Origin of the sequence: Lysobacter sp. 5GHs7-4 (assembly GCF_021284765.1) — a bacterium.
In the GTDB taxonomy this organism is placed as follows: domain Bacteria; phylum Pseudomonadota; class Gammaproteobacteria; order Xanthomonadales; family Xanthomonadaceae; genus Lysobacter.
Map to the genome: position 1 here is coordinate 1,244,830 of NZ_CP089924.1, position 13,053 is coordinate 1,257,882.

11 protein-coding genes and 1 other RNA gene are annotated in these 13,053 nt (G+C 70.0%); 5 read left to right on the top strand and 7 right to left on the bottom strand.

Annotated features, from left to right (window positions below; all coding sequences use genetic code 11):
• Positions 1-4 precede the first annotated feature (4 nt).
• From LVB77_RS05375 to LVB77_RS21290, 5 genes are all read right to left on the bottom strand, one after another.
• The gene (locus LVB77_RS05375) at positions 5-598 is read right to left on the bottom strand and encodes a 5-formyltetrahydrofolate cyclo-ligase (RefSeq protein WP_232909173.1); all 594 of its coding nucleotides are present in this window, start codon (positions 596-598) and stop codon (positions 5-7) included.
• An 88-nt stretch (positions 599-686) separates the two neighbouring features.
• A non-coding RNA gene (gene ssrS / locus LVB77_RS05380) (6S RNA) lies at positions 687-873 on the bottom strand.
• A gap of 234 nt (positions 874-1,107) precedes the next feature.
• The gene (locus LVB77_RS05385) at positions 1,108-1,410 is read right to left on the bottom strand and encodes a cell division protein ZapA (RefSeq protein ID WP_232910161.1); all 303 of its coding nucleotides are present in this window, start codon (positions 1,408-1,410) and stop codon (positions 1,108-1,110) included.
• Between the two features lie 11 nt (positions 1,411-1,421).
• Positions 1,422-1,643 carry a TIGR02449 family protein gene (locus LVB77_RS05390; protein WP_232909174.1) on the bottom strand — a complete coding sequence of 74 codons (222 nt, stop codon included), beginning with the start codon at positions 1,641-1,643 and terminating at the stop codon, positions 1,422-1,424.
• A 97-nt stretch (positions 1,644-1,740) separates the two neighbouring features.
• The gene (locus LVB77_RS21290; RefSeq protein WP_305068927.1) at positions 1,741-6,246 is read right to left on the bottom strand and encodes an EAL domain-containing protein; all 4,506 of its coding nucleotides are present in this window, start codon (positions 6,244-6,246) and stop codon (positions 1,741-1,743) included.
• 159 nt (positions 6,247-6,405) lie between these two features.
• On the opposite strand from LVB77_RS21290, the gene LVB77_RS05405 reads away from it, so the two are divergent.
• From LVB77_RS05405 to LVB77_RS21250, 3 genes are all read left to right on the top strand, one after another.
• The gene (locus LVB77_RS05405; protein WP_232910164.1) at positions 6,406-6,945 is read left to right on the top strand and encodes a UPF0149 family protein; all 540 of its coding nucleotides are present in this window, start codon (positions 6,406-6,408) and stop codon (positions 6,943-6,945) included.
• Positions 6,946-6,973: 28 nt separating this feature from the next.
• On the top strand, positions 6,974-8,311 hold the full coding sequence (locus LVB77_RS05410) for an aminopeptidase P N-terminal domain-containing protein (protein WP_232909175.1): 1,338 nt from the start codon (positions 6,974-6,976) through the stop codon (positions 8,309-8,311).
• 681 nt (positions 8,312-8,992) lie between these two features.
• Entirely contained in the window at positions 8,993-9,118 is a 126-nt protein-coding gene (locus LVB77_RS21250) for a hypothetical protein (RefSeq protein ID WP_255700565.1), read from the top strand.
• A gap of 89 nt (positions 9,119-9,207) precedes the next feature.
• Here the strand turns inward: LVB77_RS21250 and LVB77_RS05415 are convergent, their stop codons facing one another.
• Together LVB77_RS05415 and pepQ are read right to left on the bottom strand one after the other, a co-directional pair.
• Complete coding sequence (locus LVB77_RS05415; protein ID WP_232909176.1) at positions 9,208-9,540, bottom strand: phosphotyrosine protein phosphatase; 333 nt, start codon at positions 9,538-9,540, stop codon at positions 9,208-9,210.
• A gap of 40 nt (positions 9,541-9,580) precedes the next feature.
• Positions 9,581-10,906, bottom strand: coding sequence for a Xaa-Pro dipeptidase (pepQ, locus tag LVB77_RS05420; protein ID WP_232909177.1), 1,326 nt, complete (start codon positions 10,904-10,906; stop codon positions 9,581-9,583).
• Positions 10,907-11,273: 367 nt separating this feature from the next.
• Between pepQ and LVB77_RS05425 the strand changes: the two genes are divergently transcribed.
• Positions 11,274-11,843, top strand: a complete 570-nt coding sequence (locus LVB77_RS05425) for a sigma-70 family RNA polymerase sigma factor (RefSeq protein ID WP_232909178.1) — start codon at positions 11,274-11,276, stop codon at positions 11,841-11,843.
• Positions 11,844-11,907: 64 nt separating this feature from the next.
• Positions 11,908-12,987 carry a FecR domain-containing protein gene (locus LVB77_RS05430; protein ID WP_232909179.1) on the top strand — a complete coding sequence of 360 codons (1,080 nt, stop codon included), beginning with the start codon at positions 11,908-11,910 and terminating at the stop codon, positions 12,985-12,987.
• Positions 12,988-13,053 lie beyond the last annotated feature (66 nt).

Consider the following 13,053-nt stretch of genomic DNA (forward strand, 5'->3'; position numbering starts at 1 on the left):
GCGCTCACGCGATCAGGGAATGTCGGCAGTCGTAGACGGCGACGTCGCTGCACACGGCGTCGAGGGCCACGTCCCAGTCGGCGCGGTCGAGCGCGTCGACGCGCTGGACCTCGAACGCGGCGCCGACCAGCCAGGGCGGCGCGGGCTCGCGCTGGCGGAACGCGAAGCTGCGATCGTACCAGCCGCCGCCCATGCCCAGCCGGTGCCCGCGCGGGTCGAAGCCCACCAGCGGCGTGACCGCCAGGGTGAGGTCGCGCGGTTCCAGCAGGGACGTGGCGGCGACGTCGGGCTCGGGGATGCCGTAGCGGTTGCTGGCCAGCGGGTCGCCCGCGCGCCAGGGCGCGAAGCGCAGGGCGCCGTCGTCGCCGAGCACGGGCAGGCAGTAGATGCAGTCCGAGGGCAGCTGAACCTGCCAGGCGTGCAGGCCGATTTCGCCATCCAGCGCCCAGTAGCCGGCGACGTAACCGGATTGCGGCGCGAAGGGCAGGCTCAGCAGGTGCGCGGCCAGACGCTGCGCGCCGGCGATGCGTTCGGCCGCGCTCAGCGTGCGGCGGCGTTCGCGCAGGTCGCGGCGCAACGCCGCACGGTCAGCCGTCATGCGGCAGGGCTTCCATCACAGGGACGGACCGCGGCCGGAGCCGCGGGCCAGAAGGAGCGGGCGCCGCGAGGCGCCCGTCCGGAATAAGTAGTCCTCCGCCAATGACGATGCATGCCAAACGACCTTGAACCCGGGGTTCAAGTGGGGACGCTTGGCTGCCTTCGGGCTTCCCGCTACGAGGCGGACCTGCACTCCGGGCTTCCGTCGCGCCCCCGTGGTCGTCATTAAGGGACAAGGCGAATGTTTGTGCACGCCGTCGCGCACAGCAGAGGACGTGGGCGAAGTATAGCGCGGGAGTCCGTGTGCGCATGCCCGCTCGTCGGCGATGCTGCGTTGCGATTCATCGAGAGTGTGAATCGCGTCGGTTTGCGGCGGCGATTTCGCGGCGCACGCATGCACTCGCTGCAGCCGATCGCGCCGCGTGTTCGCATGCTGCACCGATCGTTCGTTCACAACACGCCCCAGGCTGCGCCGGGTTACGAATCGCCGGGCCGGCGGATGACGCGGATTCAGCGCGGCGCCGCGTCGAACAGGCCGTCGAGCTTGCGGTGCAGGTCGCCCAGGGTGCGCGCCAGTTCGCGGTCGCGGCTTTCGCTTTCGCCGCGCAGTTGCTGCAGTTCGTGGGCGAGGTTGAGCGCGGCCAGCACGGCGACGCGATCCAGCGCGGCCATGCGATTGCCGCCGCGGATCTCGCGCATCTTGCTGTCCAGCAGCTTGGCCGCCGCCAGCAAACTGTCGCGTTCGGACGGTTCGCAGCCGACCGTGTACTCGCGGTCGAGCAGGCGGATGCTGACGGGTTCGCTGGCGCTCATCGGGCTCGTGCTCAAGTGTGCTGCTCGAGCGACTTCAGCCGCGCGATCATCGCTTCGACGCGGGTGCGCGCCTGCTCGTTCTTGGCCAGCAGGGCCGAGCGCTCGCCGGCCAGCTGTTCCTGTTGCTGTCGCAGGCTGCGGTTTTCGTCGTGCAGGCGGCGCGCGCGTTCGGCCAACTCGTCGACGCGGTTGGCGAGCGATTGCATTTGAGCGAGCAGTTCGGCGCGGTCCATACGGTCACGATAGGCAGGGAGCCGGGAGCCGGTCAAGCCGGCCGCGGCGTGGAACGGGCCGGCGCATGAACGGCTGCGCCGGAGCGGGGCGGCGGTCTCAGTCCGGGCGGGCGGGGGGCGGGCTCGCGCCGGGCGTGCGCGCGAGGATGAAGGCCAGGCATTGGTCGACCTCCAGCGGGCGGGCCAGCCAGTAGCCCTGGATCTCGTCGCAGCCGTGCGCGCGCAGGAATTCCATCTGCGCCTCGGACTCCACGCCCTCGGCGACCACGTTCAGGCCCAGCGAATGGGCCATGGTGATGACGGTGCTGGTGATCGCCTCGTCGTCGGGATCGCGGCCCAGGTCGCCGACGAACTCCTTGTCGATCTTGAGGGTGTTGATCGGCAGCCGCTTGAGGTAGGCCAGCGAGGAGTAGCCGGTGCCGAAGTCGTCCACGGCCAGGCCGACGCCGAGGTCGCGGATCGCCTGCAGGGTGGTCGCGGTCTGGACCGCGTTGGCCATGATCACGCTCTCGGTGAGTTCCAGCTCCAGGCGCCAGGCCGGGATGCCGCTCTCGTCCAGCGCGCGCGCGACGGTGCGCGGCAGGTCGCTGCGCAGCAGTTGCAGCGCCGAGACGTTGACCGACATCGACAGCTGGTCCAGGCCGTGCTGACGCCAACGTTGCAGCACCCGGCAGGCTTCGTGCATCGCCCATTCGCCGATGTCCAGGATCAGGCCGCTTTCCTCGGCCAGCGGAATGAACTGCGCCGGCGAGATATCGCCGTACTCGGCGCTGCGCCAGCGCAGCAAGGCCTCCACGCCGGTGATGCGTTGCTCGGGCAGCGACAGGCGCGGCTGGTAGACCAAGCGCAGTTCGCCGCGGTCCAGCACCTTGCGCAGCGCCGCCGAGATGGTGGCGCGGCGGCGGATCTCCACGTCCATCGCCTCGGTGTAGCGCATATAGGTGCGGCGGCCGGCGGCCTTGGCCTGGTACATGGCGGTGTCGGCGTGCTTGAGCAGATCGGTCGGCACCTGGGCGTGATCGGGGTAGAGGCTGATGCCGATCGAGGGCGAGATCGAAACGTCGTGGCGTTCGTCGAAATCCAGCGGCGCCTCGAACGCGCGCAGCAGGCGGCGCGCGATCGCCTCGGCTTCCTCGGGCGTGTCGATGTTCTCCAGCACCACGGTGAACTCGTCGCCGCCGAGACGGGCGACGGTGTGTTCGGCGCCCACGGTTTCCTGCAGGCGGGTGGCGGCGGCGCGCAGGATGCGGTCGCCGGCGGCGTGGCCCAGCGAGTCGTTGATGTCCTTGAAGCGGTCCAGGTCCAGGAACAGCACCGCGATGCGATGGCCCTGGCGGCGCGCGCGCACGATCGCGCGCGACAGCCGTTCCGACAGCAGGGTGCGGTTGGGCAGGCTGGTCAGGGTGTCGTAGTTGGCCAGGTAGCGCAGTTCCTGTTCGGCGCGCTTCTGGTCGGTGATGTCGGTGAGCACGGCGACGTAGTGGCTGCGCTGGCCGACCGCGTCCAGCACCGCGCTGCTTTGCAGCCAGCACAGGAATTCGGCGCCGTCCTTGCGCGACTGCCAGATCTCGCCCGACCAACGTCCGCTGCGTTCCAGTTCGGCGCGCATCTCCTGGTAGAACTCGGGATCGTGCTGGCGGCTGTCGAGCAGGCTGGCCGAGCGGCCGATCACCTCGGCGTCGCCGTAGCCGGTCATGTGGGTGAAGGCGGGGTTGATCGAGACGAAGTGGAAATCGCGGTCGATCACCGCCACCGCTTCGGCCATGCTGCGCAGCACTTCGCTGGAGATGCGGCGGTCGCGTTCGGCGCTGCGGCTGGCGGTGATGTCGCGGGCGGTGCCGGCCACGCGCAGGGCGCGGCCCTTGGCGTCGCGTTCGACCACGCGGCCGCGTGCACGCATCCAGCTCCAGCCGCCGCCGGGGTTGCGGATGCGGTGTTCGGACAGGAACAGGGCGACGTCGCCGCGCAGGTGGCGCTTGAGCTGCTCCAGCACGCGCTGCTGGTCGTCGGCGTGGATCTCGTGGTCGTCAACCACGTGCGTCTGCACGCCGATGTCCGGGGTCTGCGCGTGCTGTTCGTCGACGCGCATGCGGTGCATCTCGCGCCGGCTCAGGTCGTAGTCCCAGAACTGCTCGCCCGAGGCCCACAGCGCCAGTTTCAGGCGTTCCTCGCGTTCGCGGATCTGCTGGAAATAGCCGCGCTCGCGCTGGCGCGCGCGGTGCCAGCGCCAGCCGGCGCTGGCCAGCAGCGCGATCAGGATCAGCGCCGCGGCCAGGATCACCATCGGATGCCGCCACAGCGGCGGGGCGACGTGGATCGGGATCACCAGTTCGCGCGAATTCCAGATGCCGTCGCGGTTGGTGGCCTGGGCGCGGAAGGTGTAACGGCCGGCGGGCAGGCGGGTGTAGGTGATGTCGCGGCGCATGCCGTTCTCGATCCAGTCGCGATCGAAGCCGTCCATGCGGTAGCGGTAGCGGATGCTGGAGTCCGGGGCGAAATCCAGCGCGCCCACGCGCAGGCGCAGGATGCCGGCCGCGGCCGGCACGTCCAGGCGCGCCGGCTGCCACAGCGCGCCGTTGTCGACCGTGGCCTCGGCACCGATCCAGGCGCCGAGCAGGCGCACCGGCGGGGTGTAGCGCGAGTCGGCCATGCGCGCCGGCGAGAACAGGTTGAGTCCGCGCACGCCGCCGAACACCAGGCGCCCGTCGCGCAGCTCGGTGACCGCGCCGCCGTTGAACTCCAGGTCCTGCAGGCCGTCGGCCAGGCCGTAGCGGCGTACCCAGCCCGGGGCGATGTCGAAGCGCACGATGCCGGCGTCGGTGCCCAGCCACAGGCGGCCGTTGGGCGCTTCGGCGATGGTGAACACCACCGGCACCGGGCGATCGTTCATGGCCGCGGCCAACGGATGGGCGAAACGGATTTCGCCGCCGCGCTCGATCGCGCGGCTGAGGCCGGCGTGGCCGCCGACCCAGAGCGTGCCGTCGACGGACTGGTGCAGCGCGCGCACCAGATTGCCCGGCAGGCTGGACGGGTCGTCGGCGCGGTGGCGGTAGTGGCGCATGCGCCCGCTGTCGGGTTCCAGCAGGTCCAGGCCGTCGCCGGTGCCGAACCAGATCCGGCCCGCGCGGTCCTGCAGCAAGGCGTGCACCACCGGATGGCTCAGACCCTTGAGATCGCCCTCGCGGTAGTCGTACTGCACGATCTCGCCGCTGGCGGGGTCGTAACGCAGCGCGCCGTGGCCGCTGCTGCCCAGCCACAGGCGGCCGTCGCGCGCCACCAGCAGGCTGCGCAGGGCGAAGCCGTTGTACGGACCCAGGTCGATGCGCTCGATCGTGCGCGCGACCGGATCGAGCCGGCGCAGGCCGTCGCTGGTGGCCAGCCACAGGCGTCCGCGGTCGGCGTGGCCGAAGGCCATGGTGCGCACGCCCGCGCCGGTCAGGGCGGTGTAGTCCTCGAAGCGGTCCTGCTGCAGGTCGTAGCGCAGCAGGCGCGCGTTGTCGCTGCCCAACCACAGCGCCCCGTCCTGGTCCTGGATCAGCGCACGCATGCTGTCGTCGGCGGCGGCGTTGCGCGGCTGTCCGCTGTCCAGGTCCAGCACGTAGCTGAAGCGGCTGCCGCGCGGATCGGCCAGGGCCACGCCGCGGAAGGTGCCGCCGACCCAGAGCAGGCCGCCGCGGTCGATCATCAGGCTGGAGATGGTGTCCTCGGGCAGGCTGGCGTCGATGCCGCCGTCGGCGCGCACGCTGCGGGCGCTGCCGGTGTCGGGGTCGTAACGGCGCAGGCCGGCGCCGAACACCGAGAACCACAGCCGGCGGTCGGGCGCTTCCACTATGGCGCGCACGTCGGTGTGGCCGGGATCGGCGGCGCGCTCGGCGTCGCCGGGCCAGGCCCGGATCAGGCCGCGGCCGTCGCTGTGCAGGCGGTACAGGCCGTCGCCGCGGCCGACCCAGATCTGGCCGCGGTGGTCGCGCAGCAGGCTGGCGACCGGCTGCGCGTCGACGCGCTCGGCGCGGCCGTCGTCGCCCACCCGATACAGTCCCGCGGGATTGCCGTACCAGACGTTGCCGCGCACGTCCGACACCAGCTTCTGCCAGGCGCGCTCGCGCGGGGCCGGCGGCAGGCGCAGCAGCACCTCGCGGCGGCCGCTGGCCGGGTCCAGCCGTTCCAGCCCGGCGGGGGTGCCGATCCAGACCCGGCCGCCGCGGTAGAGCAGGGCCATGACCTGGCGCTGGGCCTGGCCGCCGGCCGGCGCCTGGTAGCGGCGGATGCGGCCGCTGCCCAGGTCCAGCCGCGACACGTATTCGGAGTAGGTGCCGACCCACAGCGCGCGCTCGCCTTCCTGGGCCAGCGCGGTGACGTAGCTGTCGGGCAGGGTGGCCGGGTCGCGCGGGTCGTGGCGGTAGGGCACGAAGCGCTGGCCGTCGTAGCGGTGCAGGCCGCCCTGGGTGCCGACCCAGACGAAGCCCTGCGCGTCCTGGGCCAGCGAGGTGACCGAGTTCTGGGCCAGGCCGATTTCGCTGCCCAGGCGGGTGAAATAGTAGTCCCGGGTTTCCGCCGCGACCGGCAACGCCAGGGCCGCCAACGCCAGCAAGGCGCTGAGCAAACCGGCACAGCGGACAGCGAAGGGGAAATGAGGACGCACGGACACCGGGGCGCAGGGCGTGGCAGCGCGCAGTGTAGGCAGGCGCCGTCCGCCGCAACAAGCCGCGTCGCCGCGTTGCTAAACTGGCGCATCCCCCACACAGCCAAACCCGTGCCCGCCATCGAACTGCCCGAACTGTCCGCCGTCGACGCCCAGAGCCGCCAGTTGGCGCTGGCCGCCTCGCCCTCCGAACTGCACGGCGCCTTGTGCGGCTGGCTCGCCGGCGGCGGCGCGTCCCTGCGCGAGTGGCCGGCCAAGGTGTTGGCCGACGACGCGGTGGCCACGCCCGAGGCCGACAGCGCGCTGGACCAACTGCGCCTGGCCAGCGCGGCCCAGCTGTCGGACCGCAGTTTCGATTTCGCTCTGCTGCTGCCCGACGCGGACGCCTCGCTGTCCGAGCGCAGCGGCGCGCTGTTCGACTGGTGCCGCGGCTTCCTCGGCGGCTTCGGCCTGGCCGGCGCCTCGGCCAACGCGCTGTCGGTGGAGGGGCGCGAGGCGCTGGGCGATCTGGCCAAGCTCGCCGTCGCCCAGCCGCAAGACGACGGCGACGAAGAAGATGAAGAAGCGCTGGTCGAGATCGAGGAGTTCGTGCGCGTGGCCGCGCTGCTGCTGCACGGCGACTGCGTGCTGGCCACGCAGCATCGGCAACGCCTGAACTGACGACGGAATCGAAACGGGTGCCGCGACGATGAGCAAGACCACCGCTCTGGCCAGTCAGATTCCCGCCAAGGCCTACGCGCGCCGGCGCAAGCAGCTGATGCGCATGGCCGGCGACGACGCCATCCTGGTGCTGCCGTCGGCGAACGAACTGATCCGCAGCCGCGACACGCATTACCCGTACCGGCAGGATTCCGACCTGTGGTACCTCACCGGTTTTCCCGAACCCGAGGCGGTGCTGGTGCTGGTGCCGGGCCGCAAGCACGGCGAAACCCTGCTGTTCTGCCGCGAGCGCGATCTGGAACGCGAGGGCTGGGACGGTCCGCGCTTCGGTCCCGAGGGCGCGGTCGAAGCTTTCGGTCTGGACGATGCGTATCCGATCGCCGACCTCGACGACATCCTGCCCGGGCTGCTGGAAGGGCGTTCGCGGGTCTACTACCACTTCGGCCGCGACCAGGAGTTCGACCTCAAGCTGATCGGCTGGCTCAACCGCGTGCGCGCGATGGTGCGCCAGGGCGCGCAGCCGCCGCACGAGTTCCTGGAGCTGGGGCATCTGCTGGACGAAATGCGCCTGTTCAAGGACCGCGACGAGCTCAAGCTGATGCAGCGCGCGGCCGACATCAGCGTGCTGGCGCACGAGGCGGCGATGCGCGCGGCGCGCGCCGGCGTGCGCGAGTACGAGCTGCAGGCCGAACTCGAACGCGTGTTCCGCATGCACGACGCCGAGCCAGCCTACGGCAGCATCGTCGGTGCCGGTGCCAACGGCTGCGTGCTGCACTACCGCGCCAACAACGGCCAGGCCCGCGATGGCGATCTGGTCCTGATCGACGCCGGCGCCGAGTTCCGCGGCTACGCCGCCGACATCACCCGCACCTTCCCGGTCAACGGCCGTTTCACCGCGCCGCAGCGCGCGCTGCACGACCTGGTCGGCGCGGCGCAGGCCGCGGCGTTGGCGCAGGCGCGCCCGGGCGTGGCTTACGAGGCGGGGCACAACGCCGCGGTCGAGACGTTGACCGAAGGGTTGCTCAAGCTGGGGCTGCTCAAGGGCAAGCTGGAAAAGAACATCGCCGACGGCAGCTACCGCCGTTACTACCGCCACAAGACGGGGCATTGGTTGGGGTTGGACGTGCACGACGTGGGCGAGTACCGGATCGAGGGCGAGTCGCGGCTGCTGGAGGCGGGGATGGTGTTCACCATCGAGCCGGGGCTGTACGTGTCGCACGACGACGCCAGCGTGGATGCGAAGTGGCGCGGGATCGGTATCCGCACGGAGGACGATGTGCTGGTCACCCAAGAGGGGTATCGGGTGTTGACCGATAAGTTGGCGCGCAGTGCGGATGAGATCGAGGAGTGGATGGCGCGGCGCTAGTCGCGCGGTCCGGTTCCTTATAAACGATAGCTTTGGCTCTCCCTGTAGGAGCGGCGTGAGCCGCGACCGCGAATCCCGGCTATTGCGCTTATCCGGTTTCGATGGCCTTCAAGCTCCGGCGTCGCGCTTTTAGCTCCCTCCTTTGGAAAAGGGTGAAGCCGTGCGTTTACGAACCATAGGTTCGTGCACGGCTGAACGCCGGCAGGCTGTGCCTGCTGGCCGGGCGGGTTGGGGAGGATTTGCTTTTGTTCTTGCTCTGTTGCTTCTGACCGAAGGTCAAAGGCTTCCGCCTGCTGCGCATGCGGTCACTTTCTCTTGCCGGCGCTCCCTGTAGGAGCGGCGTGAGCCGCGACCGCGAATCGCGACTGTCGCGCCTCTGCGGTTGTGATTGCCTTCCAGAAACCGATGCTGTGCTTTTAGCTCCCTCCTTTGACAAAGGAGGGTTGGGGAGGATTTGCTGTTGCTGTTGCTCTGCTTCTTTGGCTCGAAGGTCAAAGGCTTCCGCCTGCTGCGCATGCGGGTCACTTTCTCTTGCTGGCCCAAGAGAAAGTAACCAAAGAGAAGGGCCTGAGCCAGAAGCTCCCGTGTGGCTTCGGTTCTGGCGCCGGGATTTTTCGATAGGACATCCATGTCCTATCGAAAAACGGCGCGCGTCCTGCGCGCCGCCCTACGGGTCTGGGAATGGTCGTGTGGCTTCGGGTCAATGGACTTCAATGCCGGAGCAAACTCAACGGCAACGGCAACGGCAACGGCAACGGCAACGGCAACGGCAACGGCAACGGCAAGGGCAACGGCGATGTTGGCTAGGCTGGCGGCAAGACCGGAAACAGCGGCGAACAGGAGCAGGATGGGCGCGCCGACGCTAGCGGAGGCCGCGGTCGCGTTGCTGGTGGGCCCTACAAATGCCGCGGTACTCGCGCTTCCAGCAGCCGCACCAGCGCGGGGTCCATGTAGTCGTAGTCGTCCGGTATGTCCAGGCAGACCACGCGCTTGCCTTTGAGCTGTGCGCGGAAGCGTTGCTGCAGTTTGGCGCGCTGCGATTTTTCCATCACGAAGATCAGCTCGGCCCACGCCACCAGTTCCGCGCCGAGCACGTGGTCGGCGTCGTTTTTCAGGCCGGCCGAGGCGACTTCCAGGTCGGGGCGGGCGCCGAACAGCTGTTCGGCGGTGGGGCTGCGCAGGCGGTTGTGGCCGCAGACGAACAGCACCCGCTGGATCGCACGCTTCAAACGCTCGTTCTCAACGGATGCGGTTCATGCGCTGCGCTGCTCAGGCCGCTGCCGCGAAGCCGTCGCGGGTGAGGTTGATCGGCGCGTCGTCGGTGCAGACCACGTCGTCCTCGATGCGGATGCCGCCGTAGGGGCGGAACTGCTCGACGCGGTTCCAGTCCACCGCGTCGGCATGCGGGCCCTGGCGCAGGCCGTCCATCAGCAGGTCGATGAAGTACACGCCGGGTTCGATCGTGACCGCCATGCCGGGCGCGAGCTCGCGGGTGAGGCGCAGGTAGGGATGGCCTTCGGGCTTGGGAATCGTGCCGCCGCGGTCGCTGGCGGCGAAGCCGGCGACGTCGTGCACCTGCAGGCCGATGCCGTGGCCGATGCCGTGCGGGAAGAACACGTTGCTGACGCCGGTCTCCAGCGCCGACTCGGGCGAGAGCTTGATCACGCCGAAGTCCTTGAGGATGCCCGACAGGGCCAGGTGCGCGTCGAGGTGGATGCGCTTGTAGTCGTGGCCGGCGCGCACCTGGTCGCACATCTTGATCTGGGCGGCGTCGACCGCGTCGATCAGGGCCTGGAACTCGCTGCCGGCGTCGGCGGCGTAGGTGCGGGTGATGTCGCAGGCGTAGCCGTGGTGGCTGGCGCCGGCGTCGATCAGGAAGCTGCGCAGCTGCGCCGGCGCCTCGCGCTGGAGTTCGGTGTAGTGCAGCACCGCGCCGTTCTGGTTGAGGGCGACGATGTTGTTGTACGGCAGTTCGGCGCCTTCCTGGCCGGCGGCCGCGCAATAGGCCAGGTGGATGTCGAACTCGCTGCCGCCGCCGCGGAACGCGGCCTCGGCGGCGCGGTGCGCGCGCACGCCGCGGCGGGTGGCGGCGCGCATCATCTCGATTTCGTAGGCGGTCTTGTAGGCGCGGTGGAACTCGAGGTAGTCGATCGCCGCTTGCGGGTTGTTCGGAACGAACGCGCCCAGCGCGCTCTGCGGCTCGCCCAGGATCGCGCAGCGCGCGGGATCGGCCGGCAGGTGGGCCAGGGCCTCCTCGGGCTTGCGGATCACCACGATGTCGTAGTGGTCGACCCAGTAGCCGGCCGGCGCCTGCGGGACCACGTGCCAGTAATCGAACGGCTGCAGGTAGATCAGCTTGGGCTTGCGTCCCGGCGTCGCCACCAGCCAGCTGCCCGGGTTGCGGGTCAGCGGCAGCCAGGCCTTGAACTGCGGGTTCACCGCGTAGGGGTAATCGCGGTCGTCGAACATCTGATAGTGCGAGTTTCCGCTGGGCACGACCAGGTGATCGAGACCCGCGCGTTCCAGGGCTTCGTGCGTGCGGCGCTGCAGCTCGGCGAGGTGGGCGGGGTACAGGGTCGCTGGATCGTGGGACATCGGCGCGGGTCTCGTGGGGGCGAACGGCGATTTTGACGGATTCTCCTCCGCCACGCAGGGCGTTCGTGCGCGCGGCTTTGCCGGATCGGTCCGTCTGCGGGCGTACCTGCGTCGGCCGCGACCGCTGCGCGCCCGGCGCCGCACGACCATCGGCGGCGGCGCCCGCAGATACAGACAACCGTGCCGTGCGGCATGCCTGCATGCACGCAAATGCTGCGCCGCCGCATGTCCGGCGGAGAAAAATTAATGCGGTTTTGCCGAGGAAAACCGCCGCTGCGCCGCGCCGTAAGCGCCGTGCACACCGCGGCGTGCGCGACGGAGTATGCTGCCGGCTCGCGCATACCAGCGCGTATGGGGGAGGGACTCGATGGCCGATCCGGCGCCTTCAACGCGCGAACCGGCATCGCTCGCCGACTACGGCGAGGATTGCGCCAGCCAATGGGAGAACATCTCCCTGCAGTACCGCGCCCCGTTGCGGGGGTTCTTCTCCAAGCGGGTGAAGGACCCGGCCGAGGTCGAGGATCTGACCCAGGAGGTGTTCCTGCACCTGGTCCGGCGCGCGCGCGGCGGGCCGATCGAGCATGTCAAACAGTACGTCTTCCAGATCGCCGCCAACGCCCTGCGCGATTGGGGCCGGCGCCGCCAGGCCCGCGACCAGGACGCGCACGAGTCCTTCGACGAAGAAATTCACCAGCCCGCTACGGAAATCTCCCCGGAGCGCGTCTTACTGGGAGAGGAGGCGATGAAGTTGGCTGTCGCCGTCTTGCGCGCGCTGCCGCAGCGCACGCGCGACGTGTTCGTGCTGCGCACCATGGAGAAGCGGAAATATATGGACATAGCGAACATGCTGGGCATCTCGGTGCGCGCCGCCGAAAAGCACATGGCCAAGGCGCTGGCGCAGCTGGGCCGCGCCGTGGACGCGGAGACGCTCGAATGAGCCGGTCCGTGCGAGACAGCAACCGCGTCCCGATCCGGGCCGTCCGGCCCAAGGGGGGCGCCGTATGAAATGGAACACCACCCCGGTCGGGCCCGGCCCGCTGCCGGACGATATCGACGAGGCGGCCGCGCGCTGGAGCGAGGTGCTGCACGACGCCGACGCCGGCAGCGACGGCGAGCGCACCCTGCGCGCGGCCTTCGAAGCCTGGCGCGGACGCTCGCAAGACCACGCTGCCGCGTTCCGTCGCGTGGAATCGGCGCGCGCGCTGGCGCAGGCGTTTTCCGACGCCCCCGAAATGCTGGCGCTGCGGCGCGAGACCCTGACGCGCGCCTCGCGCGGCCGGCTGTCGTGCGCGGCGCGCAGTTACGGGGTTTCGATCGCCGCGTCGCTGTTCGCGGTGGCCGCCATCGGCCTGTTGATCCTGCGCCCGGACGCGCCGGGCCGGATGGTGCGCGGCGTGCAGGACGCGATCGCCGGCAACGCCTTCGAGACCGGCGTCGGCCAGCGTTCGGTGGTCACGCTGGACGACGGCTCGGTGGTCACTCTGAACACCGACAGCCGCATCTCCGTGCATTACGAGGGCAACACGCGCGCGGTGACGCTGGAACGCGGGCAGGCCCTGTTCAAGGTGGCCAAGGACCGCAGCCGCCCCTTCATCGTCACCGCCGACGGACGCCAGGTGACCGCGCTGGGCACCGAGTTCGAGGTGCACATGTCCGAGCGCCTGTTCGAGGTGACCTTGCTGGAAGGCCGCGTCAGCGTGACCCGCGAACGCGCGCAGCCGACCGCGATCGCCGCCGCGCCGACCTCCGAGCTGCAGCCGGGCCAGCAGTTCGTCGCGCTGGCGACGACCGCGCCGCAGGTGCGCACGGCCGATGTGAAGCGGGAAGTGAGCTGGCGTCACGGCCAGGTCGTGTTCCAGAACGAAAGCCTCGCCGACGCGGTGGCCGAGATCAACCGCTACTCGCGCGACCAGATCGTGCTCGGCGATACGCGGCTGGCCGCGCTGAAGATCAGCGGCGCGTTCAACACCGGCGACACCGATACCTTCGTCGATGCGGTGACCGCGTATTTCCCGATCGAGCGCGCCCCAGGCCAGCGCGATGCCATCGTGCTGAAGCCGCGCGCGCCCGAGCGCGGCTGAGGCTCCACACACCTTTTTCTGCAGATCGCGGCGCAGCGATGCGCCGCGACGATCGGCCATGCGCGG